This is a genomic window from Mesorhizobium mediterraneum, from assembly GCF_002284565.1.
GTDB lineage: Bacteria > Pseudomonadota > Alphaproteobacteria > Rhizobiales > Rhizobiaceae > Mesorhizobium > Mesorhizobium mediterraneum.
Genome location: NZ_NPKI01000021.1, coordinates 61,793 through 87,325, shown reverse-complemented (window position 1 = coordinate 87,325; position 25,533 = coordinate 61,793). Strand labels below are relative to the sequence as shown.

The following is a 25,533-nucleotide window of genomic DNA, read 5'->3' as shown; positions in this document are numbered from 1 at the left end:
CGTGCGCACGGCTCTCCAGGATGCGGCCTCGGTCGCCGGCCTGCTGGTCACCACCGAAGCCATGATCGCGGAGGCTCCGAAAAAGGAGTCGGCTGGCGGCGGCGGCATGCCTGGCGGCATGGGTGGCGGCGGCATGGGCGGCATGGGCGGTATGGATTTCTAATCCAGCTCTGGCGGCTTTCGCAACGAGAGGGCGGCAGCAATGCCGCCCTTTTTTTGCGAACCTCGGTCCGATAAACGATCGGCGCCAACGCCGGCCATCGGCGTTAGCGCAACCTCAAAAGAACTGTCGAGTTGATTGCGGGCGACTTTTGCGTCATCAGAGGCGCAAGGCGGTCGCGTGTGAGGATTGCGCGCTCCCATGGGCGGTTTCGGCATGTGCCTCGCCTTCGACATCGGCATTGAGGCCAAGCAGGAAATCGGCGGCTTTCGAGGCATGGCTTGCGGCGCGGAAGATGGCGCGGTTGTCCTCGCGCAAAACCGTCAGCCATGAGCCGATGTAGTCGGCATGGCGCACGGTCGGCTCGATGCCGAGACTGCTGCAGATGAAGGCTGATGCGATTTCGGCGACCAGTTCCTCACGCGCATAGGTGTTGGACCCGAAGGAGCCGGACAGGTCGCGCGCGAGTCGCGTCGGGTGGCCGGTCCAGTGGCCAAGCTCGTGAAAGCAGGTCCGGTAATAGTCGATCTGGTGGAAGAAAGCCGGCTGCGGCGGCACCTGTATGGTGTCGCTGCCGGGCATGTAGAAGGCGCGCTCGCCGCCGATGCGAAAATCAGCGCCGGTTGCATGAATGAGCGCCTCGGCCTGCGGGACCATCTCGCGCTCAGGCAGAGGCTCGCCGGCGGCGTAAAGATATTCGGGCAGATTATCGCACTGCGCGACATTGAAGACGCTAAAGCGCTTCAGGAAGGGCACCGCCTGCGGTTCGTCGCCATCGGTGTCGGCGCGTTGCTTTTCGTTCTTGGGAACAAAGCGGTCAGCGTGAACGATGGTGGTGCCGTGCTCACCCTTCCTGACATTGCCACCTAGGGAAAGCGCCTGCCGGAAGGTGAGCCAGTTCTGGCTGGGGAAACCGCGATCGATGACCCCGCCCCACAGGATCAGGATATTGATGCCGGAATATCGGCGCTGGGTGGCCGCATTCCGCGGCAGGCCGAGGCCTGCCCTTGCCCTGCCCCACGGCTTGACCCATGGCACGGTGCCGCGCTCCAGTTCGGCAATGATGCGGTCGGTGATTTCCTGATAAAGGCTGGCGCCGGTGCGCCCGCCACTCTCTGCGCCAGCCTGTCGGCTGCCGCAACGTTTGTTGTTTGCACGCATCGTGATGTCCTCCGCTCTTCAATCGCGCGCCCTCCCCAGAAGCGGGGTGGGCGGCGAAAGCGACCGGAAAGGCCCGACGTCGGAGGCGGACTGCATCCGCAGGACCGGAACGGAGTGGAGGACCCGAAGCGAAAGCGAAGGGTTGCGGGACGCCGCGGCGGGCCTAGAAGGGAGTGCTGCCCGCCCTGCGCCACCGGGGAAGGCCACGATAAAAACGACGCCGGCCGACAGGCCGGCGACCGTCAGCAGCCGAAGGCTGCCCCGCGCCAGGGGGCGAAGCCGCAGGGCCGAGACCGCCTGAGCCTGGCGAAGAAAAGCGGGCTCGGTTCACGAGCACCCGGCCAGCGCCTTGAGGCGCGGGCGCTCAGGATTGTTGTTGGCGCCCACGGCAGCTGGATGACCGCAACAAGATGCCGAGGAGCAATAGCAAAGCCAGCTGCCACAAACGGCACGCTCGGGCAACAACAGCGTGGCCGATCTACAGATGCTGCCCCGCACGAGAGCCAGCACGCTTGAGCGCGCATCGGCGAGCAAGCGTTGCAAGCTGGCCATGTCAACCAGGTCGGCGATCACTTTATCGCCGACCAGCAACGCGGGCGTACCGAGGATGTGCAGACCTTTCGCGAGTGCCCGGGTGCGAGCAAATTCATCTGCGATGGCCGGATGTTGCATGTCCCGCTTGAGCTGCTCAACGTCGAGGCCCACACGTGCTGCGATCATGAGACTGATTTCGTTAATCCGACTTGGGAAACTCATAAGGGCGCGGCGGAATTCGTCATACTTTCCCTGTTTTCTGGAGGCGAGTGCGGCGAAGGCTGGGAATTGGGAATCCGGTCTCAGGACCGGGAACTGTTTGATCACAAGCTTCAGATTGGGATCATTCTTGAAGGCTTTTTGGTAGTTGAGATCTGCCAGTCTGCAATGCGGACAGGTGTGGTAGTGATTGAATATGACCAGAACGGCACCGCCTTGCGGGTTGCCGGCGATTGGCGAAGGGGGTCGTTGTCGAATGCGCCGCTCCACTTTTGCCAGTCGATCGACCACGCCTGCCGGTGCAGGTTCGCGCTATATTGCCTCGCCAGCACGGCGAGGAGTAAAAGAAGAGCTGCGACAGTGATGGCAGTCGGCTTAGACATGAGTCTCCAATCCATGGACGGCGTGGCAGCAACGGCCCGCCTTTTGGTGTAAAATGCTTTTGATCGAGCCCCGCACTTGCCACAGGGCGCAGTCGCGAGGGCGCACAGCTATCGATGCCGGTGCGCTCTGGCGGTTTCTGGAAAGATGGCCTTGCCCCATCGGGCCCACCCCACCAGCTGAGCGTCGTTCGCGCGGGCTGGGCAACCGCGACCGCCATTCACCACGCCGGGCGACTGACCGTCCGCCCGGCAGAGCGCTGAAGGGTCCCCGGACGTTCCGGGTTGCCGGCGATTTGGCGAAGCGGGGTCGTTGACGAGTGCGCCGCTCCACTTTTGACTGTCCATTGGCACGACTGCATGGTCGGGGGCGGCCTTTCCCGCCGGTGTGGGTGCGCGCTATTATGGCTCACCAGCACCGAAAGCAGCACGGCGAGGAGAAAAAGGAGAACCGCGAGAGTGGTGGCAGTTGTCTTAGACATGAGGCTCAAATCCATGGACGGCCTGGCAGCAACGGCCCGCCTTTTTGGTGTAAAGTGGGTCGCTTTGGATCGTGCCCCGCAGTTGCTACAGGCGCACAGGTGCCGGTGCGATCTGGCGGTTTCTCAAATACGGCTTTGCGCCATCGGGCCCACCCCAATAGCTGAGCGTCGTTCGCGCGGGGAACTGCGTTCACCACGCCGGGCGACTTGACCGTCCACCGCCAGAGCGCTGAACGGTCCGCTAGTGAGGCGCTCCCCGAATCGTCGTTTATCCCGCTCGCCCCAGACCGGGCGACAGCCAGCGTTGCCGCTACGCTGCGGAGAAAAATCGTCAGCGCGTGGCATTCGGACATAAGCTGATCGACGCCAAGAATAAGACCCACGGAGGTGACCGGTGCGGCCGGAACAAGAAAGAGCGTTGCAGCCATTGTGACGAGGCCTGCACCGGTAATGCGGGTTGTTCCGTTCGAAGGGAACAATGCGACGAACAGCATGAGGATCCGGCAGCCGATCGGCAGATCAGTTTTCGTCGTCTGGGCGATGAAGAGGGCGGCGAGCATCATATTCGTGCCGTCCAGATTGAATGGAATGAGACCCACGACCGAATGCGTGGCGCCGGCCTTTTCCATCTTCTCCATGAGCGAGGGCAGCGCGGCCTCCGAGGAGGACGTTGCGAGCAGCAGCTCGTCCTTGATGTATCGGACGAGAGAGAAGATCGAGCGGCCGTTGTAGCGGCAGACCGCGCCGAACAGGACCGAGAAGAACAAGACTTGCAGGATGTCGCCTTCCGCGAAGGCACTGGCAATGGTTGATNCGAGCGGCCGTTGTAGCGGCAGACCGCGCCGAACAGGACCGAGAAGAACAAGACTTGCAGGATGTCGCCTTCCGCGAAGGCACTGGCAATGGTTGATGGGATGATGTTCATCAGGAAGCTGGTCACGGACTGCTCGTGAGCCGTGGCCACATAGCCCTTAACGGCTTGGACATCGAGCGAGGCCGGATCGATGTTGAGGCCGGCGCCAGGCTGAACGATATTCGCGACAATCAGTCCGACAACGAGTGCAAGTGTCGAGAAGGTGAGGAAATAAACCATCGCCTTGGCGGCAACTCGGCCGACCTTCTGCAGATCGCTCATGCCGGCAATGGCGGTCGCAATTGTCAGGAAGATGACAGGTACGGTGATTATCTTGACGACATCGACGAAGGCATCGCCGAGCGGCTTCAGGCTCTGGCCGGTCTCCAAATGGAAATAGCCGATTGCGGCACCCAGGATTATGGCGGCAAGCACCTGCACGTAGGCTCGGGCAAAATGGCGCTTGCGGGCCGCTGCGTTCGCTATGGGGACTTGTGGAACCAACACCGTTTCTCTCCTTGACCGGATCGGGGTGGGGCTCCTCCTTCTCCCATGCAGTGCTCCGGTCGAACGCTGCGCCCCCTTCTGCGCAAGCGATGTGCCAAATAGCAAAGAGGGGAAATCGCTCTCCCGCACTCGCGCTGCGGTTGCCAGTCAACTATGGAAGGGTCAGTTCTTGGGAATTCCAAAGGTCGCTCTTTGCTTCGGCGCAGCTTGGCTGGCTGGAAGGTTTCCTGTTTGCCTTGGGGTCTGGGACCTGCGTCCAGATGGTCAACATTTGCCTGCGCGCCGCACGGGGCTCCAAAGATTCAATCGAGGACGGGCCCTCTTCGAAAACGGGGGCAGCGTTGGTCAAGCCCTTCCACCCTGCTGTCCCACCAAGGGTGTTCAGAAGCTCAGTTCACGATCAAGCGATGGATCAGCTTCATCTGGCGTTTGCGCCATCGCGGCGGCGTTGCAAGGGGTCTGCCAAGGATGAGGAAGCCGCGAGGCAGGGCCCGAGACCTAGACTCCATCCTCATCAACAGCGCGCTCGGCTCGCGTTAGGAATGTTCGAACCGCAGCACGATCAGGTGGGCCACACCGTTGGTCGGAACCGGAACCCGACGAATGATCGTTCGTGACCGACATCTGTGAACAAGCAGTGTGTGTCATTGCAATCACCACCCATTGCGCGCAATTGCCCATATGGCCGTGAATGAACTGGATTTGGTGATTTTCCAGATGGCGGTGGAAAGCGTCCGCTTGCTCTCTTCAAGCTTTGATGAGAAGGCGGCTGAGATAGCCACGAGGAGCCGTGGTAGCCTTCTTTTCGACGTGCGGGTTGACGGTGACCTGGAGGTCCAGCGAGTCGCAGCCATTGGATATCCAGGCGACAAGATCGGTGTGGTGGCATTGGACCGAGAGGGCCTTGTTAGCTGCTGTTGCCTTGTCAATGGCACCTTCTCACCTTTCATTGCACCGTTGGAGAACTGGACCAGCATGCCCCTGTCCATGCAGGCCCAGATCGATGTCACAGGCTATGCGAGGCTCCTTCTGGCCGCCCTGCGAAATGCTGGACATATGCTGGGCAGGTAGCATCGCCGATGATGTCTGTGATGAGATGGTGCAGACGGCTGGATGAGGCGATCGCTTGCCGGCAGCTTTGGCCGCCAAGCGATCGGTGAGTTCGCAATTGCGTCCTGTAGACTCTGCCAGTTAAGTTAGCGGACAACCATCTGACGAATGCCCGATCTGACAGTCTGGACGGCGCGGCATGCCCTCCTAGGAATGCAGCCGTGGTTCTACTCCATCGGTTGTCCTTGCGTCGAAGGCGACGGGCACACCGTGAACGATGGACGTCGCCGCCACCAATTCCTCAACTCGCGATCGGTCGCTTTGCACGCCGGCATAAGCGTTCGAATGGCGCGGATCGCCTGGGCGGTGGAGAGGAACCGGGCCTTGCCTCTGGACAGAACATAGGCTTCGGCGGCTTTTCACCCGCCTCCCTGAAACTCTGACTGACACGATCTAGGACGGGAGTTCGGCAGCCTTCAAGCCTATGTCCGATACCGGACAATCAGGCAGCGGTGGCCAGGCCGAAATAACGTTGCTCCTCCTCGCCGTAAGCGCCATGCGTGAGTTCCATCAATCCGACGCGGTCGATAATCGTGACCTCGCCGCGCTTGGCACGGACAAGTCCTCGATATTCAAGCATTTGCAGGGCCGTGGTGACCCCGGGACGGCGGGCGCCGAGCATGGTCGCCAGAAATTCATGCGTCAGGTAGATCTTGTCTCCGTCAGAGCGGTCATGGATCATCAGCAACCAGCGGGCCAGCCGTTCCTCGATTTTGGAGTGGCCATTGACCAGTGCCGTCCGGGACGACTGGACAAGGAACGCGTGGGCATAGTCCAGCACTGACGTGCGCAGCGACGGGCTTTCCGCAACCGCAGGACGAAGGATTTCAACCGGCAGGCGCCAGCCATTGCCTGCGACCTGGATATAGGTCTCGTTGGAAGAGCTGTCCTGTCCGAGAATGACGGCAATTCCTGTCATCCCGTCATATCCGATAATGCCGACTTCACATTGCCGTCCGCCGGTCATGGTGGCGACCACCGAGGCGATGCCCCTCTCGGGAAAATATCCATTCCTGATCGGCTGATGCGCGATCTCCAACTGAACGCGATGCAGCGATGGTCGCAACAGCGCGAAGTCCTCCGGCGAAAGGGATTTCAGCACCTGGTTGCGAAAAAGGGATTCGGGCAAGGCTCTCTCCCATGCGGGCAAGAGCGCGTACCTCTTACTGTCGGCTGCATCCGAAGTAACTGACGGCCGATGCCAAGCATAGGCTTCGAAACGCGCGATTGCAAAGCCCTGTCGGGGCAGTGCAGCCATGCTAGAAGTCGCGCGGCCTTACGATAGGCGCGGATGGCAATGATTCCCTTCTGCGGCCACCAAGAACGGCTCGGGCACGCTTTAATCATTCCTACACAAGCTCGCAGGAATGTAAGCGGCGGAACAGTCGGGTGATTCGTACCGCCCTGCCCTTTCAGAAATCAAGTCATTGGACGTCAATTCGGGCTGGAACGCCTCGTCGCGGAACGGCACAGGAAACGCAGCCGGATCAGCAATGGTGGTTCACCTTATGTGCGGTCCGGATGTGCGGTCCGGCGGCTCATCGCCCAATGGCTTGTCGAGGGGAAGTGGAACTCGTCATGTCGCCGCGAACCGTCACCGCGCTAGCGCGGCGCTTTTGAAGACGCCGGTGTTTTCTTTGTGGAACTGAAACTGTGAGGTGATTGATGCATCACTCAAACATTTGCGTATTTCCGCTGCATCGGCGACGCACATTGGTCGAAAGTATCGCCCAGGCCCTCGAGACCAAGAACGGCGAGGCGGCGAGTGCGTTCTGGCGCTGTGCTGCCAAGAAAATGCTCATTCAATTGTCCGATGTAGGAATTGCGCCAGAGTTCGCTGCGCAGGAGGTTGGAAGCCTTCTTCATGCGGTCTTGGACGATATGGCCAACCGAACGGTAATGCACATAGCATAGGCTTGGGCGCTGTTGGATCGCGCGTCAGCTCGGGTCCTTATCGGGGGACTGCGCCGACTGGCCGACGGTCCGGCCAAACCGGCATACCGGCAAAGGTTTGAGGTTGGGATCGCTCACGGCGGCCGGTCCAATATTCCAAGGCGACCTCAGAAGCCACATTGGCTTCTTTCCAAGCGGACGGGCGCCATTTTGGCGTGCTCACGCTGGACTGCGGGTTGCGCCTACGGAAATCCGAAGTCCGGCCGCGCGAGTCGATCGACCGGAACAGTCGAATGCTCGTGGGGCCGGGTCCGCTCAGCTTGACGGCGGGCGGTGGCGGCCGTGAGCAGACTTAACCCAGGTCACGGCTGAGCATCCGCAGGCGCTATGCCGATTGGATGAGAACTGGTTGCCACAACACCGGCCCGTTCAGGCGTCCCCTCCAGCGGATGCGCAAGAGACTGGCGTAGGAAATCTCGAGGAAGCCGGCGACTGCCTCGGTGTTGCCGACCTGCTGGGGCTGTCCGATACGTGACAACGGCCAGGTCGCGAGACGAAGGATCCTTTCGATGCGCGTATCTGTCACAGTTACGATCCCGGAGAGATTGTTGGCCAAGCCGAATTCGATGATGCCCGCGAAGAGCTCGTAGGTTGCTTGTGCCAGGCCGCCAGCAGCCTTCGGCGCTGTCGCAGGGAGATCGAGCGCGAAACGACTACTCTCCCAGATATCGGCACTCGCAGGGACCACCATCTCATCCAGCAGCGCCGGAAACGTATCGCGCAACATAGTCGGTCCGGTGGTCGGCAAAAGGCGGACGCAGCCGCAAGTTCGCCAATCGGACCCCTTGAGAAGTAGGTAGACGGGGTTCAGGCTGTCAAACGGGTCCGTTTCCATTTCGCCTTCGGTCTGCACTTCCCAATCGAGCCGCTTCTTGAAAACCCGATACCTAAGCCCGTGCATTTCCCTGAGTTCGCTCGCGAACTCGGCGTAGCAGTCGGGTGTTATCAGCTGCATCATTGTCGTCTCCGTGCGGGATGTGTCCACGCAATCGAAGGGCAAAGCCGTCATGAATGCAGCCTGTAGACCTTTACAGCTAGCCTTGGAGAGGATCAGGATCTCGCCCGAGCAGCCATCCGCACTATGGCCTGGTTGATGGTTCGCACGCCAAGCTTCGCCTTGGCGTTTTCCTGATGGAAGGTCACGGTGCGTTTCGAGACACCGAGAATCTGGCTGATATCCCAGGCCGACTTGCCGCACGCCGCCCATTTCAGGCACTCGAACTCCCGCGGGGTGAGCGTTATGCCATCTACCACGCAATCTTCGGCGAGCCTGCGCCGGGCATGGATATGAACGTTGATCGCAACCAACTGCATTGCTTTTTCGTAGCGCGTCAGCGACCTCAAAAGTGGCGGATGCGCCTCGTTGGAGGCGAAGGTCAGTGCGGCGAACCGGCCGCGATGATCATGCATCGACATGGTCAGTCCGCCGCGAATGCCGAACTCAGCTGCTTTTTCCAGGACTTCCTGCTGCGAGGTCGGCAAATAACGGTGATCGCGGTCCACACCCCAGTCGAAGGTATCCCAGCCTCGCAGTCCCCGCAGGATCACGGGATCCACGCTGTGGTAGCGCAGTTGCAGGTAATGTGATGTCCATGATGATGGATAATTCGAGATCAATCGCGGCGTGTCGCCGGAAGCGGATGGGTAGGTGAAATAAGCGAAGAACGGAAAGTCGAACCCGGCTGCGGCGGACGCCATTGCCTCATGGAGATCGACGGCATCGACGCTTGCAGAGAGTTGCTCGACCAAGGTTTCAAATACGCGATGCATCTGCGCTTTGCGTACCTCGCGGAGGTTGCTGGAAGCCGGGCGGAGACGTGGTTCTAAATGATGGCCTGTCCCTGCAGGGCGTACGACGCGCCGCCGTCATCACCGCAATTGCTGTGCTGCTTCCGATTGGAGAGAGCTCCGCGCACCTGACCAACTACCGATGGGTGATATTGCGACGTTATCGATGAGCCGCGTGTCGCCAAGCCAAGCCGCAGCAAGCAAGCGTGCCGGTCGGTCAAGGCTTGCTAACGATTGCAGGTCTGTTTCTCCGCGAAGCTCCAGGTATTCGAGCTCGCGATAGCCGGCAGCCAGAATTGTTGCACGCGCTTCATCAAGCGTAGGCAGGATGGGAGAGCCGCGTGCAAGCCGCTCGGCCGTATCGAGCAGGACCGATGCTAGTTTTGGGGCAATGGCGCGTTGGGCTGGGGAGAGCCGCACGTTACGCGACGATAGCGCAAGACCATCGGCTTCGCGGACTGTCGGACAGGGCACAATAGTGATCGGAATGTCGAGGTCCCGGACCAAGCGCCTGACAAGCTGAAGTTGCTGAAAATCCTTTTCGCCAAAAAAGGCGAAGTCAGCGCCGGCCTGCAGGAAGAGCTTGGCCACGACCGTCGCCACGCCACTGAAATGGCCGGGCCGGAATGCGCCGCAAAGGCATTCGCTGATGCCGGACACTGAAACGGCCGTGGCGAAGCCCACCGGGTACATTTCCTCTGCGTCCGGCACATAGAGCAGATGCGTGCCCAGCGGCGCGAGCTTGGCAGCATCTTCGCTTTCCGTCCGAGGATAGGCAATCAGGTCGGCGGGGCTGTTGAACTGCTTGGGGTTTACGAACAGCGTCACGATCACCCGCTCGGCCCTTTCAAGCGCCTTCCGCACAAGGCTCAGATGCCCGTCGTGCAAGGCTCCCATGGTCGGCACAATACCGATCGTGGCACCCGAGCGACGCCATTGCGCAACGACGGCGCGCAGCTCGCTCACGGTTCGAGCGATCGGCACGCTCATGTGAAGTCTCCGGCCTTCAAGGCGTTGACATAGAGATGTTCGACCGCCGGAAAGTGCCGGTTCCGCACATCGGTGGCGTAAGCGGCGATTGCCGCCTCAGCCTGCTCACCGAGCTCGGCATAGCGTTTGACGAACTTCGGCCGAAATGAGGTGAAGAGCCCGAGCATATCGTCGCTCACCAGAATCTGGCCGTCGCAAGCTGGCGAGGCACCGATGCCGATGGTGGGTATGTCGATATCGGCGGTTATCTGCCGTGCAAGCTGCTCCGGTATCTTTTCGAGCACCAAGGAGAAGGCGCCCGCCTCGGTTACCGCCCTGGAGTCGCGCCTGATCCGCTCTGCATCGGCTCCCCGGCCCTGCACACGATAGCCTCCGAACGTGTTTACCGCCTGCGGCGTCAGCCCCACATGGGCCATGACAGGTACGCCGCGCGCGGTAAGGAAGCGGATGGTTTCCGCGATGGTCTCGCCGCCCTCGAGCTTCACCGCTGAACAACCGGTCTCACCCATCACGCGCGCAGCGTTGCCGAAAGCGTGCTCTGGGCTTTCCTCGTAGGAACCGAAGGGCAGGTCGACGACCATCAGCGCGTGTTCAAGGCCGCGGCGAACGGCCTGTCCGTGCATGATCATCATGTCGAGCGTGACCCCCAGCGTCGACGACAGGCCGTGCAGCACCATGCCGACGCTGTCGCCGACAAGAACGATGTCGCAGTGGCGATCGAGCAGCCTCGCGACCGGCGTGGTGTAGGCCGTCAAGCATACAAGTGGCGTCTGGCCTTTTCGCGATCGAATATCTGGAGGAGTCATCCCTTTTATCTCACCAGCCGCGCTCAACCGAGGCCCCTTCCCTTACGTTACCAACAGCGGGTGTCGCGTTTGGCATATTTTTGTGCGACTGCGAAGAGCTAAAAACAGTGCTTGAGTAGTACGGTGTTGACGTGCTGGCTGCCAAGGTTACATTCAATCGATTAAGGCGCTCCGTTGGGCCAACCCACTTTCGCAAACATGGATCCTCAGACAAGAAGAACCAAGAAAGGCAAAGCCGCCGTCAAAGCTGACGAAGCCAAAGTGGACCTGACTGCCGTCGTGGTCGCCGTAAACGACAGTGAGCCCTGTGTCCTCACAGTCGGTCATGCGGACACCCTCCCTTCTGGACCTTTTGCCCTTGAGCATCGATCACTGCAGTCGGGTTTGAGGGGGTGGGTGGAGCAGCAGACTGGCCATGCACTTGGATACATCGAGCAACTCTACACCTTCGCCGATCGCGATCGCATCGGCACTGAGCGCCACCAGCGCGTCATCTCAATCAGCTATCTCGCATTGACCAGGAAGGAACAGGCAACGAACTCGGCCGCGTGCGGCTGGCAAAGTTGGTACGAATATTTTCCCTGGGAGGACCACCGCTTCGGCACGCCGCCTGTGCTGCTCGATAGATTGCGGCCCCGCCTGATTGAGTGGGCCGGCGGCGCCAGCGAGCCGACCACTCAACGCGAGCGCCGGCAGCGCGCTGCGATAGCCTTCGGCTTCGACGACCGCCATTGGAACGAGGAACTCACGCTCCAACGCTACGAGTTGCTCTATGAAGCTGCTCTGATTGAGGAGGCCGGTGGCGGCAGGGACGCGATTGCGGCCGCGGCTGGCAAACCAATGGTCGCTGACCACCGTCGTATTCTGGCAACCGGTATCGCGCGGCTGCGTTCGAAGATCAAATACCGGCCGGTCGTGTTCGAGCTTATGCGGCCTTCCTTCACGCTGCTGCAACTGCAGCGAACCGTGGAAGCTCTGGCTGGCAGGCTGATCAACAAGCCGAACTTCCGGAGATTGGTCGAGCAGCAGGAACTTGTTGAGGAGACCGGGGAGACCTCCCTCGACACGGGCGGCCGACCGGCGAAGCTTTATCGCTTCCGGCATGCCGTCCTCGACGACAGGGCTATCGCCGGGACAAAATTACCGCTGGCGCGGGCTTGACATACTTATAGTCAAGGTAGATATATTCCCTTATTGTCAAACCGAATATAATCGAGGCGCCAATGACTGGGGCGTTACCTATGGCTGCGTCCCTGTATGAGCGTGTCCGGCGGGTGATCCCACCCGTTGAATGGCCCGCGTTCGCCGGCGATATTGAAGCCATCTTAGCGCTGAAGCGTGAGCGCAATGCGGTGGTGCTGGCGCACAATTACCAGACGCCCGAAATTTTTCATTGCGTGGCAGACATCGTCGGCGACAGCCTGGCGTTGGCCCACAAGGCGGTGACGGTCGACGCTGACATCATCGTGGTTGCCGGCGTTCATTTCATGGCCGAGACGGCAAAACTGCTCAATCCGAACAAGACCGTGCTCATCCCGGATCTCCGCGCCGGCTGCTCGCTGGCCGAATCGATCACGGCAAACGACGTGCGGCTAATGCGGCTGCGGTATCCGGGGGTCCCCGTTGTTACTTACGTCAACACTTCCGCCGCCGTAAAAGCGGAGTCCGACATCTGCTGCACGTCCGGCAACGCCAAGGCGGTGGTGGAATCGCTTGGCGTGGCGCGTGTGCTGATGCTCCCGGACGAATATCTGGCGAGGAACGTGGCAGCCGATACAGACGTCGAGATCATCGCCTGGAAAGGCCATTGCGAGGTGCATGAGCGCTTCACCGCAGCAGACATCCGGGAACTGCGCGATGCCCATCCAGGCGTCATCGTGCTGGCCCATCCAGAATGCCCACCAGACGTTGTCGCGGAGGCGGAGTTCTCCGGCTCGACCGCGGCGATGTCGGATTATGTCGAGCGTGAGAAACCGACGCGTGTCGTCCTTCTGACCGAATGTTCGATGAGCGACAACGTCGCGGTCGCGCATCCCGACGTCGAGTTCGTTCGCCCATGCAATCTGTGCCCGCACATGAAGCGCATCAACCTGGCCAACATTCGCGCCGCACTCGAGCAGAACCGGCATGAGGTCCGGATTGATCCCGAAATTGCCGGCCCCGCCCGCCGCGCGGTCGAGCGCATGCTTTCCCTATGAGTCTGGAGGTTCGCGACATCGCCGGGGCGCCGGTCGTCATCGGCGGCGGCATTGCCGGCCTGATGACGGCGCTTCATCTGGCGCCGGAACCGGTCGTGCTTTTGACCAACGCGCCGCTTGGAACCGGAGCCTGCAGTGAACTTGCCCAGGGCGGTCTTGCGGCAAGTCTCGGGGGCGACGACGGCCCAGATTTTCACCTTTGCGACACGATAGCTGCCGGCGACGGACTCTGCGATGAGGCCACGGTGCGGCGAGTGGTACGAGCTGCACCCGAAGCGATTAGGACGATCCAAAGGTTCGGCGTCGACTTCGACCAGCACCCTGACCGCGCGTTGCGACTTGGGCTCGAGGCGGCACACTCGCGACGGCGGATTGTGCATGCAGCTGGCGACGCCACCGGTCGCGAGTTGGTGCGCGTGCTCATCGCCGCGGTTCGGCGTACAGCCTCGATCACCACTATCGAAAATGTGGAGGTCCGCCGGCTGGTCGTGCAGGACGGGTCGGTCATCGCCGTGGTCGCCGCAGGACGAGCCGGCGCGCTCGCTCTGCCCACGCGTCGCGCGGTGCTGGCGACCGGCGGCGTCGGCGGGCTGTTTTGCGACACGACAAACCCCGCTGGCTCATGGGGTCACGGGCTGGCGCTCGCCGCATGGGCGGGGGCGGAACTCGCCGACTTGGAATTCATACAGTTCCATCCAACTGCGCTCGACGGTCCGCGCCGGCCGATGCCGCTGGTGAGCGAAGCCGTGCGTGGCGAAGGCGCGGTGCTCATCGATGAGCGAGGAGAGCGCTTCCTCGCCGACACACCTGGCGGTGAACTTGCGCCTCGCGACGTCGTAGCGCGCGCCATTTGGCACCAGCTTGCCGTTGGACGCCGCGTATTCCTGGACGCACGGCAAAGTCTCGGCCCGAGATTTGGCAAGCGTTTTCCAGGCATCGCCGAATTGTGCCGGAGCGCAGGAATCGACCCCGCGACCGACCTGATCCCGGTGCGCCCGGCGGCACATTATCACATGGGCGGCGTCGCCGTAGACAGCGCCGGCCGCAGCTCCATCGAGGGATTGTGGGCCTGCGGTGAGGTGGCCTGTACCGGCCTGCACGGCGCCAACCGCCTGGCCAGCAACTCGCTCACCGAAGCGGCGGTCACCGCGAGCTGGGTTGCCGAAAGCGTTGCCGGCACGTCGTATACCCGGCGACCGCGCAGATGCTCCACATTCGTCCCTCCACGACCAGACGCTTCCGTGGTCCTCCCGATTGTCTCCGCCGCCCTGGGTATCATCCGCGACGGCGAGGCAATGCGCGAAGCGGTGGCGACCCTGCTGCCGATCGCAGCCAATAGTGTCGCTGCCTCTGGTCCGGCTTTGGTCTCACTGATGATCGCCGCGGCGGCCCTGAGGCGGGAAGAGAGTCGAGGCGCGCACTGTCGGTCCGATTTCCCGCTCCACGATGCCAACGTGCGCCCATCACGGCTGACACTGCACAGCGCAATGCGGGCCGCGGCCGCACTCGATTGCCGGGCTACCATACGGAGCACTTGATATGACTTCATTCTCCCCCCTCCCCGCGACCCTGATCGAACCGATTGTGCGCGTTGCGCTCCTCGAAGACCTGGGCAGATCCGGCGACCTGACCACCGATGCGGTTATCCCGTATGATTGCACTGCCACGTTGGTGCTCAAAGCGAGGCAGGCGGGCGTCGTTGCCGGGCTCGATCTGGTCTCGTATGCCTTCCTTCTCGTGGAACCGGCGATCAACATCCAGATCTGGCGCCCTGATGGCAGCGAGGTTGGGGCCGGGGAAACCATTGCAAGATTGTCCGGACCCGCACGAGGCCTGCTCACGGCCGAACGCACGGCCCTCAATTTCTTATGCCGGCTGAGCGGCATTGCCACTGCCACAGCGGCCATGGTTGAGGCCGTGCGCGGTCACAAGGCGAGGATTGTATCGACGCGAAAGACGACGCCCGGGCTGCGGGCATTGGAGAAATACGCCGTGCGCGTCGGCGGCGGTGCCAATCACCGGTTCGGCCTCGATGACGGCGTGCTCATAAAGGACAACCACATCGCGATCGCCGGCGATATCCGCACAGCAATAGAGCGGGCGCGCGCCGCAGCAGGGCATATGGTGAAGGTCGAGGTCGAGGTCGACACGCTGAAGCAGCTCGATGCAGCGCTCGCGATTGGTGTTGACGCGGTGCTGCTCGACAATATGTCGGTCGAGGATCTTGCCCGCGCGGTTTCTATAGTGGATGGCCGTACGATCACCGAGGCGTCCGGTCGGGTGATGCCGAAAACGGCGGCGGCGATTGCGGCGACCGGTGTCGATCTCATCTCCATGGGTTGGCTGACGCACAGCGCCCCGATCCTCGACATCGGCCTGGACATGCCGGACCACCAGAACATCTGCAAGCACTTGAACTGAGGATTACGGCGTGAGGAGCAACATCAGCTCGGCAGACGTAGGAGGTGCTGGAAAGACGTGCCGCAGCTCGCCTTTAGCGAGTGCGCTCCAAAGCCAAGTCGGACCGGGTTTGCCGGTCGACAGACTCCTTAAGGCGTACCGGACTAGCAACAAAAGGTTTGACGATGACGATTGGAATGAACTCGGAGTTCGACGTGAACCAGACCATGCAATCGCTCGATGGAACGCCTCCGCGATGGAACCGCAAAGAGGCCGAGGCCATCTACGGCATGCCGTTCAACGATCTGCTGTTCCTAGCTCAGACGATCCACCGCCAGAACTTCGATCGAAACCGAGTGCAGCTGTCGCGGCTCCTTAACATCAAGACCGGCGGCTGCCCCGAAGATTGCGGCTATTGCAGCCAGTCTGCGCATTACGAAACCGGGGTGAAGGCGTCGAAGCTGGTGGACGCCAAGCATGTCATCGACGAAGCGGCCAAGGCGCGTGATGGCGGCGCAACGCGCTATTGCATGGGCGCGGCGTGGCGAAGTCCCAAGGAGCGCGACATGGACGTCGTGGTCGCCATGATCGAGGGCGTCAAGGCGCTCGGCATGGAGACCTGCATGACACTCGGCATGCTCGATCTTGAGCTAGCTGCTCGCCTGAAGCAGGCCGGTCTCGACTACTATAACCACAACATCGATACCTCTGAGCGCTACTATGGCGAGGTTATTTCAACCAGGACTTTTGCCGACCGGCTGGAAACGCTTGGGCACGTGCGCGCGGTTGGGATGAAAGTCTGCTGCGGCGGCATTGTCGGGATGGGAGAAGAAAAGACCGATCGCATCGACATGCTGGTCACGCTCGCGAACCTGCCCGAGCCGCCGGAAAGCGTGCCGATCAACATGCTTATTCCCATCGAAGGCACGCCGCTTGCCGCGGCCGACGCCATCGATCCGATCGATTTCGTCCGCATCGTTGCGCTCGCGCGGGTGATGATGCCGAAATCCTTTGTAAGGCTGTCCGCCGGCAGGACGGCGATGAGCGACGAAACGCAGGCGCTGTGCTTCTTTGCCGGCGCCAATTCGATCTTTGTCGGCGACACGCTGCTGACGGCGGGAAATCCCGGCGAGGACAAGGATACCCTTCTGTTCCGGCGCCTCGGCATTGAGCCTATGGAACTCGCCACGCAATGAAGGAGGCAATTCTTGCCCGCTATGACGCAACCTTGCGGGGACTGGGGCGCAAGGACCGGTTGCGGACGCTCGCACCGCGCGCCGGGCTCGACTTCTCGTCGAACGACTATATCGGACTTGCCGCCTCCAAAAGACTGGGCGATGCGGTTTCGACGGCGATTGCGCGGGGCACGCCAGTGGGCGCCACCGGATCGCGGCTGTTGCGCGGCAATGCACCGGAACATGAGCAACTGGAGGCGGACGCAGCGGCATTTTTCGGAGCCGAGCGTGCACTGTTCTTCGGCAGCGGCTATATCGCCAACTTCGCTCTGCTGACGGCCCTGCCGCAGAAAGGCGACCTGCTGGTCCTCGACGAGCTCGCTCATGCCAGCATGCATGAGGGTGCCCAGGCCGGGCGCGCTGAGTTCAAGCTGGCCGCGCACAACGACGTCGACGCTGTCGAGGACGCAATCACCCGCTGGCGCGCCGAAGGCGGCATGGGGCGGGTGTGGATCGCCTTCGAAAGCCTTTACAGCATGGATGGCGACCGTGCGCCGATGGAGAGCCTGGTCGCGCTGGCTGATCGGTACCAGGCATTCATCGTCGTCGATGAAGCGCATGCCACCGGCGTCTGGGGACCGGACGGCCGGGGACTGGCCGCCGCGTATGAAGGCCGCGACAACATCGTCACGCTCCACACATGCGGCAAGGCGCTTGGCGCATCCGGCGCGCTCGTTACCGGACCGCGAACACTGTGCGACTATCTTATCAACCGGTGCCGGCCATTCATCTATGCGACCGCACCATCGCCGCTGATGGCAGTCGCGGCACGTGAGGCGCTGACTATTCTGTCTGACGAGCCTATGCGTCGTGCTCAGTTGCACGAGCGTGTCGCTTTCGCGAGCCGGCAATTGGCCGAACGCTGCGGCGTGATGCCCAGCGGCTCGCAGATCCAGCCGCTTGTGATCGGCGATAACAGCCGCACCATGGCGGTGGCGGCAGGACTGCAGGCACGCGGCTTCGACATACGCGGCATTCGCCCGCCGACAGTGCCTGAGGGTACGTCGCGCCTGCGCATTTCGCTGACTCTCAACGTCGACGAAGCCGACATTTCCGCCATGGTCGAGGCTCTCGTCGGAGTGTTGGCCACAGCATGACCAAACGCATCGTCGTCACCGGAACAGACACTGGAATTGGCAAGACAGTGTTTTCGGCCGGACTTGCCGGGCTGCTCGACGGCTTCTACTGGAAGCCGGTGCAATCGGGCCTCGACGAGGAGACCGACAGCGAGGTCGTCGCCCGGCTTTCCGGCTTGCCCGACGGACGCGTGCTGCCCGAAGTCTATCGACTGACGATGCCGCTGTCGCCGCATCGATCAGCCGAAATCGACGGCGTCGCGATCGAGGCCGACGATCTTTCATTTCCGGTCCTGCCGACACCGCTCGTCATCGAAGGCGCCGGCGGGCTGATGGTGCCGCTCAATCGACAGACAAGGTTCATTGACATATTCGAACAATGGCGGCTGCCGGTCATACTGTGCGCCCGCACCGCGCTTGGCACCATCAATCATACGCTGTTGTCGATCGAGGCCCTGAGAGCCCGCTCCATCCCGCTCATCGGCATTGCCTTCATTGGCGAAGAGGTGGCCGATACACAAAGGACAATCGTGGAATTCGGCGGCGTGCCGCAGCTGGGCAGGCTGCCGCACCTCGGTCCGCTGACGGGTGAAACGTTGAGAGATGCAATGATTTCCGGCTTCGACCTGGCCATGATTGCCGGAGGCGACTGATGGCGCAGTCTCGAGTCTGGCATCCGTTCACGCAGCACGCGCTAGAGCCCTCGATCCCTGAAATCGTGCTGACTGAAGGCGCCTATCTCCACAAGGCCGACGGCTCCCGCATCCTGGATGCGATTTCTTCCTGGTGGGTCGTCACTCATGGCCACCGCCACCCCCGCATCATGAAGGCCATCGAGACGACCGCGTCGAGCCTCGACCAGATCATCTTCGCAGGCTTCACCCACGAGCCGGCCGAGCGCCTGGCCGAGGCGCTTGTCGGCCTCGCACGCGCCGGCCTTGACCGGGTGTTCTATTCCGACAGTGGCTCGACCTCCATCGAAGTCGCGCTGAAGATGGCGCTCGGCTATTTCCGCAACATCGGCGCGCCGCGTTCGCGCATCGTCGTCATGGAGCACAGCTATCATGGTGACACGATTGGGGCGATGAGCGTCGGCGCCCGTGGCGTGTTCAACGCCGCCTACGAGCCCTTGCTGTTCGAGGTCGACACCATCCCCTTCCCGGCCGCCGGGCGCGAGCAGGAAACGCTGGATCGGTTCGAGGCACTCTCCCGCGACCGGCGCGCCGCCGCGCTGATCGTCGAGCCGCTCGTGCTCGGCGCCGGCGGCATGCTCATGTATCCGGCCTGGGTTCTGACCGAATTGAAGAGGATCACTGAGGCCGCCGGCACGCTGCTGATCGCCGATGAAGTGATGACCGGCTGGGGGCGCACCGGAACCATGTTCGCCTGCGAACAGGCGTCCGTCTCGCCGGACATCCTGTGCACCTCGAAAGGTCTGACCGGTGGTACCATCCCGCTGGCCGCCACGATCGCCACCGATGCCATCTTCCAGGCTCACTATTCCGAGGATCGCAAGAAGACGTTTTTCCATTCGAGCTCCTACACCGCCAATCCGATTGCATGCGCGGCGGCACTTGCCAATGTCGAGATCTGGCACGACGAGCCGGTGGCCGAGCGGATCGCGGCCTTGAGCGAGCGACAGGCCGCCGGGCTTCGACGCTTTCGCGACAACCCTCGCTTCACCGATTGCCGGACAACCGGCACCATCGCGGCAATCGACCTACGCACCGGCTCAGCCGGTTATCTGGCCGAGATCGGGCCAAAACTGCGCGCTTTTTTTCTTGAGCGCGGCCTGCTCGTGCGCCCGCTCGGCAATGTCCTGTACCTTCTGCCGCCCTATTGCATTACCGGCAACGAGTTGGATGGGCTCTATGACGCCATCGAGGAGGCCGGCGAACGCTTCGGCTCAAAGCCATGAGCCGATCATCGCGCATTCTCGGGCTTGGCCATCATGCGCCCGCGCGCAAGGTGGAGAATCCGGAAATCGAAGATCGTCTCGGGCTTGAACCCGGCTGGATCGAGCGGCGCACCGGGATACGGTCGCGCTTCTGGGCAGCGGACGAAGACACGCTGTCGGCCCTTGCCGCGCACGCCGGCGACATGGCGCTGACCAATGCCGGTATCGACCGCGGCGACATCGGCCTGCTGTTGCTCGCTACCTCCACACCCGATCATCTTCTGCCGCCAAGCGCGCCCCTGGTCGCACATCGGCTGGGACTAGGTCGCGCCGGCGCGATCGACCTGACCGGCGCCTGCGCCGGCTTCATCTATGCGCTGATGTTCGCCGACGGCTTCACCCGCCTGCACGGCAGGGCGGCCCTTGTCATTGCCGCCAACATCCTCAGCCGCCGCATCAATCCGGCCGAGCGCGCCAGCGCCGTGCTGTTTGCCGATGCCGCCGGCGCCGTGGTGATCGGCTCGTGCGACGACACTGACCGGGGCATTCTTGGCGCTTCGGTGGATTCCGACGGTTCGGGCTACGGGCTGATCCAGATTCCCGCCGGCGGAAGCAACACCCCGTTCCATGGCGACCTCGACCTCGAGCAGACACGGATGACGATCACTGACGGCCGTGAAGTGTTCAGCAAGGCCGTGGAGATGATGACCGCCTGCTCGAGAGATGCGCTCACTGCTGCCCGACTGAGGCCGCAAGACCTCGATCGTTTCGTGCCGCATCAGGCCAATGCTCGCATTTTCGAGGCGGTCGGCGGGAATCTCGGCATCGCAGATCACTCGATCGTCAAGACGATCGCCGAGTATGGCAACTCTTCCGCCGCGACGATCCCGCTCTCATTGTCGCTCGCCCATCGGGCGCAGCCGTTTCGGCCTGGCGAGAAAGTCCTCTTGGCGGCAGCGGGTGCGGGTCTCAGCGGCGGCGCGCTTGTCGTGGGAATTTAGTAAAGCGACGCTTGCGCACAGGACTGCTCATGAATGAGACTATGAGAATGGCTCAATACGTAAATAGTCGCCGGCAAGCTCCATAGAGCTGGTTCCGTGCGGTGCTCCGCGATGTCTAAGTACCGAACCGCTTGCTCAAATCGCAGCGCTCATCGAAGGCCAGCAAAACCTCATGCAGAGCGAAAATCCTCAACCGCCCGTTTCAAAGACGCTGGCTCCATTTCGAAACAAGGTGTTTCGCTCAATTTGGACGGCCACCCAGATTTCCAGCCTGGGTTGGCTAGTGCAAACGGTCGCCATCAGCTGGCTTATGGCAACGATTTCTGCGTCCGACCTTATGGTTGCACTCGTCCAGGCCGCATCTACATTGCCGGTGTTCTTCCTCTCAGTTTTCGCCGGAGCCATTGCCGACAACTTCAGCCGCCGGTGGGTGATGTTTGCGGGACACTGCCTGATAGCTTCGGCGTCGACGACGCTGATGATTTCTGTGGGTCTGGGATTTGTCAGTCCTTGGCTGATTCTCGGGTTAGGTTTCCTGGCCGGCTGCGGCTTTGCCTTGAATGATCCGGCCTGGCACGCTTCGGTCGGCGATATCCTTCACAAACGCGACATTCCGGCCGCAGTGACGCTTATGTCCGTCGGATACAACATTGTGCGCAGCGTTGGTCCGGCCTTGGGGGGCGTGATCCTGGCCGTCTTTGGGCCGCTGGCCGCTTTCGCCTTGGCTGCGGTGAGTGATCTGGCGCCTATAAGCGCGATATGGCGCACCAAATGGGAGGTCCGCTCTTCGCCTCTCCCTCGTGAGAGAATGACGACGGCAATTCATGACGGAGTGCGCTTTACGGCGATGTCTTTGGAGATCAGGGCAGCGACCGCCCGAGCAGCTCTTTTCGGATTGGCAAGCATCTCCATTCTGGCGTTGCTCCCTCTCGTCGTCCGGGATCAGTTGAAGAGTGGGCCAATTGTCTACGGTATCTTATTGGCCGGCTTCGGCATGGGTGCTTTCATAGCGGGCATGGGCAACGGCTTCTTGAGGAAGGTCACGTCTCAAAACAGGCTGGTGGCCTTCGCCTCTGTGGCTTGTGCAGTCTGTTGCCTCTCCCTTGCCCTGACATCGTCGGTTCCTGTGGCGGCCATTTCGCTGGCGCTCGGCGGAGCGGGTTGGCTTATCACCTGGACGGGCATTGACGTGTCGGTGCAGTTGGCAAGCCCAAGGTGGGTTGTAGGCCGCACGCTCTCCATTTACTACGCCTTGAGCGCAGGCGGTATGGCTGCTGGCAGCTGGATCTGGGGTTCTGTCGCGCAAAACTATTCCTTGACCTCAGCATTGGAGGGCGCCGCGGGCGCTCTGTTGCTGGTTGCAGCAGCGGGGATCGTGTTGCCGGTCCGTCCCTGGGAAGAAACGGATCAAGAAAGTTCAGTTTTTCATCCGCCGGACGTGGCTCTCGATCTGAAACCCAGAAGTGGCCCTATCGTGGCCAAGGTCGAGTATTTGATATCGGAGGAAAATATCGAGGCCTTTCTGGGCTACATGCGCACGCGGCGACACGTCCAGAGCCGTGCCGGTGCACGAAACTGGACGCTCCAGCGAAATCTGCAAACACCGTCACTTTGGACGGAGACATTCCGCACCCCCACCTGGATGGACTTTCTCCGCCTAAATCATCGACTCACCGCAGCAGATAAGGAAGTCGGCCAGCATCTCCTGTCACTGCATGAAGGAGAGCTGCCTCCGCAGACAGTGCTTTCGATTGAACGAACGACCGAGGCAATTCGTACCCGTACCTCGACAATCTTTTCTCGTCCTCCAAGATGACGCCAGCAAGCTGCTATCCAAGGACAGGGTGGATCACCGGTGCTTTGCAGAGCACAGCCTCACACCGAGAGCAGCGTGCTCCGAGTTGTGCGCTTTCGAGCGCACCCAGGCGAGATGATGGGAAACGCGGCGTCAAGTGGAAGTCCCCTGCATGCGCTTGCGGAGTCTTCTGCGAGAGCCCATGCCGACGAGCGCCAAACAAGGTCTGATGCCTTCCGAGTCGTGGCCTCAACTCATCGATTCGCGAGAAAAGCATCGAATGCAGCAGCAACGGCGCGAACAACAAAGCGGTGCTCCGGCCGCACGCGGATGAAGCCGTTTTCGACGTCCACGATCCCCTCCTCAGCCAGCGTCACCAAACGCTCAACTGAATCGAGAAAACGAGCTGGTTCGATTTCGTGGGCGGCACAGATGGTCGGCACGTCGGCCTCCAAATCGCACATCAGTCGCTCGATGATTGCTGCGCGCACCCGGTCATCGTCGGTCAGACGGTGGCCCTTTGATGTCGCCAGACGTCCACTTGCGATGTGCCGGGCGTAAGAATCCCGTGTTACTTCGTTCTGAACGTACCCCTCGCCGACTCGGCCAATAGCCGACGCGCCGAAGCCGATCACGGTCTTGCAAGTATCGGCCGAGTATCCCAGCGAATTACGCCGCAGGCGCCCGGTCTTCTGCGCTAGCGCGAGTTCGTCGTCCGGCAAAGCGAAATGATCGAGCCCGATCTCCCGGTAGCCGGCGCCAACCAGTGTCTCGGCGACAGCTGCAGCCTGTTCGGCGCGAACATCGCCGTCCGGTAGACCTGCCTGCTCGATTAGGCGCTGATTCTTTATCACGGAAGGAATATGCGCGTAGCCGAACACCGCAAACCGGTTGGGGCGCATGGCGACCGCAGCCATCGCGGTCTGGATGCAGGACTGCACAGTCTGTTTCGGGAGACCGAAGATGAGATCGAAGTTGATATGGCCAACGCCATGCCGGCGGAGATTTTCGACGGCAGCGGCCGTCTGCACCTTACTCTGGATCCGATTGATCGCCTTTTGCACATCGGGATCAAAGCTCTGCACGCCGATGCTCGCGCGGTTGACACCGGTAGCTGCCAAGGCTTCGGCCATTTCCGGTGTGAACGTTCGGGGATCGATCTCCACGGCGATCGCAGCAGTTTTGCTGAAAGCGAAGTGGCGGCGTAGAAATTCCATCAGCGCCAAGTACTCGGCTGGCCCGATAAGGTGAGGCGTTCCGCCGCCGAAATGCACATCGCTCACCGGCAGCCCTTGCCGCGCTTGCTCCGACACCAAACTGATCTCCTGACGCAGCACCGCCAAATAATTAAGGATCGGGCCGTTGCGACGGGTGACCGCGGTAGGGAAGCCGCAATACCAGCACATGGATCGGCAAAACGGAATGTGGAAATAGAGCGACACCGATTCGTCGGCCGGGAGGCCCCTCAGCCATTCCTCATAATCGTCAGCACCAACCGCCGCAGAGAAGTCTGGCACAGTCGGATAGATGGTATACCAAGGCGGCCGGGGGTCCCGGTACTTTGTCAGGATTGAGGTGTGCAAGGAGCTGTCGTCCCACGTCGCTGATCCATCATTGTTTCGTTGCGCGCTCGTCCTGTCTCTGACCTAAGTCAGTGCGTCCCGCTTTCTCCGCGTTTTCAAGGCGGAGGCGGCGATGTCGCAGTCTCGCTTGGACAGGACGGTATCAACCGAGCGCGCGTGCCATGGTCCGCCTGAGGTGATGGTGCGGTGCCGCATTCAACGTTTGAGTACGTGACGCCGATGCAGTGTGCTTGAGGCGTCTGCGGAAGAACTTTGCAATGCGAAATTCATGTCCGACGCCAAACGTCGCAACGCACCTGTCAAGCCTCGTTCAGACGCCATCCAGGTCCAGCCAGCGGCCTTCCCTGCCGGCCGAAAAACCATACCGGCTTTAGCCACCGAGACGCTCTAAAGCTGACGTCCGCTCATTTGATGAAAGGAAGGCGCCGCTAGGGGGTGCACAAGGCTCCCCAGCTTGACGTCGCTTCGAGCGATGAGCGGCGGTGTGGCTTGTCGTCAAGCGCCGGGCAGCGTGCCCCCTACCGATATCCCGAAAAGATCGACCAAGATCGCCATCCCGACGCCACACGCGGTCTGGATGAGGCCGACCATGAAAATGCGATTGGCGCGTTCGTAGATGGGGCGGCGCAAGGAACTCATGTCGAGCAGCATGGACAGCGCTCTCATCTGCAGTGCGATGCCGAGCAGGATCGGCACTACGGCGAACAGATCGTAGAGTTGCCATGGCAAGGGGTTCGCCGCCCAATGAGTGAGGAAGCCGAGCGAAAAGGCAAGCAGGATACCCACGGCAGTGATTGTGCCGTTGCGGAAAATGGTCTCGATCAGTTCTTCCTTCGGATCGTGCTCGTCCAAGCGGCTTCCTTTCGTTGCTCTTTCCGTCGAGACTAAGTTCTCGAGAATGCTGTTCATCGCCAATTACTCGAGGCGAGCCGTAGGCAACCGTTTCAGGGTGCGATCCCTTCTCGCTATCGGCCGCGCAATGTACCTGCACGGCGAACTTACAGCGGCGAAAAGGTGCTTCGGCCACCATGCGACACATCGGACGTGGACGCCCTCTGTTCCTGGCGCAGCCCTTGCGGACCGCACGCGCGCAGTAATCCTTCTCGGTAGCGCATGAAGCGGCCTCCGTTGCGGTCAGACGGGAAGCCGTCGCTGTTAAACGAGACTGTCACATATCGAACATGGCGAACCGTGTCGCACATTGCTTTTCGCAGTGACCCTCAAAAAAAGTGATTCCAGCGAGACGAAGGCGCGTCGGCCCAATTTTGGTGTCGGCCGCATCTACGCTTCAGGTTGGCATGTCGCTTGCTGCTCTATTCTGAGGCTGCAGCGGTCTGACCGGAGTGTTTCACATATAAACGATAATGAATCTCCTAGCAGAAAACACTATTCTAAGTACATGTGG

22 protein-coding genes and 1 pseudogene are annotated in these 25,533 nt (G+C 61.4%); 12 read left to right on the top strand and 11 right to left on the bottom strand.

All coding sequences use genetic code 11. The features are described from left to right. Positions 1 to 319: 319 nt before the first annotated feature. The 4 genes and pseudogenes from CIT25_RS19115 to CIT25_RS37560 all read right to left on the bottom strand — a co-directional run. Complete coding sequence (locus tag CIT25_RS19115; protein WP_095486079.1) at positions 320 to 1,321, bottom strand: ArdC family protein; 1,002 nt, start codon at positions 1,319 to 1,321, stop codon at positions 320 to 322. A 327-nt stretch (positions 1,322 to 1,648) separates the two neighbouring features. Then, positions 1,649 to 2,365: a DsbA family protein gene (locus tag CIT25_RS19110; protein ID WP_095486078.1), complete on the bottom strand. Its 717-nt coding sequence runs from the start codon at positions 2,363 to 2,365 to the stop codon at positions 1,649 to 1,651. A 694-nt stretch (positions 2,366 to 3,059) separates the two neighbouring features. After that, positions 3,060 to 3,749: pseudogene (locus tag CIT25_RS37565) on the bottom strand (cation:dicarboxylate symporter family transporter); the annotation flags it as partial. A 1-nt stretch (position 3,750) separates the two neighbouring features. After that, a partial coding sequence (locus tag CIT25_RS37560) for a cation:dicarboxylate symporter family transporter (RefSeq protein ID WP_245329902.1) occupies positions 3,751 to 4,296 on the bottom strand: 546 nt, incomplete at its 3' end. 681 nt (positions 4,297 to 4,977) lie between these two features. On the opposite strand from CIT25_RS37560, the gene CIT25_RS19100 reads away from it, so the two are divergent. Next, positions 4,978 to 5,367, top strand: coding sequence for a hypothetical protein (locus CIT25_RS19100; protein WP_029354905.1), 390 nt, complete (start codon positions 4,978 to 4,980; stop codon positions 5,365 to 5,367). 481 nt (positions 5,368 to 5,848) lie between these two features. On the opposite strand, the gene CIT25_RS19090 is transcribed toward CIT25_RS19100, so the two are convergent. Beyond that, entirely contained in the window at positions 5,849 to 6,535 is a 687-nt protein-coding gene (locus CIT25_RS19090; protein WP_095486083.1) for a Crp/Fnr family transcriptional regulator, read from the bottom strand. Positions 6,536 to 7,071: 536 nt separating this feature from the next. Between CIT25_RS19090 and CIT25_RS37555 the strand changes: the two genes are divergently transcribed. Then, positions 7,072 to 7,320 carry a DUF6074 family protein gene (locus CIT25_RS37555; protein ID WP_095486077.1) on the top strand — a complete coding sequence of 83 codons (249 nt, stop codon included), beginning with the start codon at positions 7,072 to 7,074 and terminating at the stop codon, positions 7,318 to 7,320. Positions 7,321 to 7,684: 364 nt separating this feature from the next. On the opposite strand, the gene CIT25_RS19080 is transcribed toward CIT25_RS37555, so the two are convergent. From CIT25_RS19080 to panB, 4 genes are all read right to left on the bottom strand, one after another. Next, the gene (locus CIT25_RS19080; RefSeq protein ID WP_095486082.1) at positions 7,685 to 8,317 is read right to left on the bottom strand and encodes an acyl-homoserine-lactone synthase; all 633 of its coding nucleotides are present in this window, start codon (positions 8,315 to 8,317) and stop codon (positions 7,685 to 7,687) included. Between the two features lie 92 nt (positions 8,318 to 8,409). Continuing rightward, positions 8,410 to 9,129, bottom strand: a complete 720-nt coding sequence (locus CIT25_RS19075; protein WP_029354898.1) for a LuxR family transcriptional regulator — start codon at positions 9,127 to 9,129, stop codon at positions 8,410 to 8,412. Between the two features lie 99 nt (positions 9,130 to 9,228). Further along, positions 9,229 to 10,137 carry a pantoate--beta-alanine ligase gene (gene panC, locus CIT25_RS19070; protein WP_095486076.1) on the bottom strand — a complete coding sequence of 303 codons (909 nt, stop codon included), beginning with the start codon at positions 10,135 to 10,137 and terminating at the stop codon, positions 9,229 to 9,231. Then, positions 10,134 to 10,970, bottom strand: a complete 837-nt coding sequence (gene panB, locus CIT25_RS19065; protein ID WP_095486075.1) for a 3-methyl-2-oxobutanoate hydroxymethyltransferase — start codon at positions 10,968 to 10,970, stop codon at positions 10,134 to 10,136. The genes panC and panB overlap by 4 nt, the downstream gene beginning before the upstream one ends. A gap of 171 nt (positions 10,971 to 11,141) precedes the next feature. On the opposite strand from panB, the gene CIT25_RS19060 reads away from it, so the two are divergent. From CIT25_RS19060 to CIT25_RS19015, 10 genes are all read left to right on the top strand, one after another. Next, the gene (locus CIT25_RS19060; RefSeq protein ID WP_024505567.1) at positions 11,142 to 12,104 is read left to right on the top strand and encodes an NUDIX hydrolase; all 963 of its coding nucleotides are present in this window, start codon (positions 11,142 to 11,144) and stop codon (positions 12,102 to 12,104) included. Between the two features lie 62 nt (positions 12,105 to 12,166). Then, on the top strand, positions 12,167 to 13,141 hold the full coding sequence (nadA, locus tag CIT25_RS19055; RefSeq protein ID WP_095486074.1) for a quinolinate synthase NadA: 975 nt from the start codon (positions 12,167 to 12,169) through the stop codon (positions 13,139 to 13,141). Beyond that, entirely contained in the window at positions 13,138 to 14,679 is a 1,542-nt protein-coding gene (locus tag CIT25_RS19050) for an L-aspartate oxidase (protein WP_095486073.1), read from the top strand. The genes nadA and CIT25_RS19050 overlap by 4 nt, the downstream gene beginning before the upstream one ends. Position 14,680: 1 nt before the next feature. After that, positions 14,681 to 15,562 (top strand): carboxylating nicotinate-nucleotide diphosphorylase, encoded by an 882-nt coding sequence (gene nadC, locus CIT25_RS19045; RefSeq protein ID WP_024505570.1) that lies wholly within the window; start codon positions 14,681 to 14,683, stop codon positions 15,560 to 15,562. Between the two features lie 206 nt (positions 15,563 to 15,768). Next, positions 15,769 to 16,737, top strand: a complete 969-nt coding sequence (bioB, locus tag CIT25_RS19040) for a biotin synthase BioB (protein WP_245329906.1) — start codon at positions 15,769 to 15,771, stop codon at positions 16,735 to 16,737. Then, positions 16,734 to 17,873, top strand: coding sequence for an 8-amino-7-oxononanoate synthase (locus CIT25_RS19035; RefSeq protein WP_024505572.1), 1,140 nt, complete (start codon positions 16,734 to 16,736; stop codon positions 17,871 to 17,873). The genes bioB and CIT25_RS19035 overlap by 4 nt, the downstream gene beginning before the upstream one ends. Beyond that, positions 17,870 to 18,505, top strand: coding sequence for a dethiobiotin synthase (bioD, locus tag CIT25_RS19030; protein WP_095486071.1), 636 nt, complete (start codon positions 17,870 to 17,872; stop codon positions 18,503 to 18,505). Before CIT25_RS19035 ends, bioD begins: the two co-directional genes overlap by 4 nt. Continuing rightward, positions 18,505 to 19,770 (top strand): adenosylmethionine--8-amino-7-oxononanoate transaminase, encoded by a 1,266-nt coding sequence (locus CIT25_RS19025; RefSeq protein WP_095486070.1) that lies wholly within the window; start codon positions 18,505 to 18,507, stop codon positions 19,768 to 19,770. The genes bioD and CIT25_RS19025 overlap by 1 nt, the downstream gene beginning before the upstream one ends. After that, entirely contained in the window at positions 19,767 to 20,750 is a 984-nt protein-coding gene (locus CIT25_RS19020; RefSeq protein WP_095486069.1) for a beta-ketoacyl-ACP synthase III, read from the top strand. The genes CIT25_RS19025 and CIT25_RS19020 overlap by 4 nt, the downstream gene beginning before the upstream one ends. 172 nt (positions 20,751 to 20,922) lie before the next feature. Next, on the top strand, positions 20,923 to 22,566 hold the full coding sequence (locus CIT25_RS19015; RefSeq protein ID WP_095486068.1) for an MFS transporter: 1,644 nt from the start codon (positions 20,923 to 20,925) through the stop codon (positions 22,564 to 22,566). Positions 22,567 to 22,799: 233 nt separating this feature from the next. On the opposite strand, the gene hemN is transcribed toward CIT25_RS19015, so the two are convergent. Together hemN and CIT25_RS19005 are read right to left on the bottom strand one after the other, a co-directional pair. After that, the gene (gene hemN / locus CIT25_RS19010) at positions 22,800 to 24,128 is read right to left on the bottom strand and encodes an oxygen-independent coproporphyrinogen III oxidase (RefSeq protein WP_095486067.1); all 1,329 of its coding nucleotides are present in this window, start codon (positions 24,126 to 24,128) and stop codon (positions 22,800 to 22,802) included. Between the two features lie 495 nt (positions 24,129 to 24,623). Next, positions 24,624 to 24,980, bottom strand: coding sequence for a hypothetical protein (locus CIT25_RS19005; RefSeq protein ID WP_091595902.1), 357 nt, complete (start codon positions 24,978 to 24,980; stop codon positions 24,624 to 24,626). Positions 24,981 to 25,533: the final 553 nt, after the last annotated feature.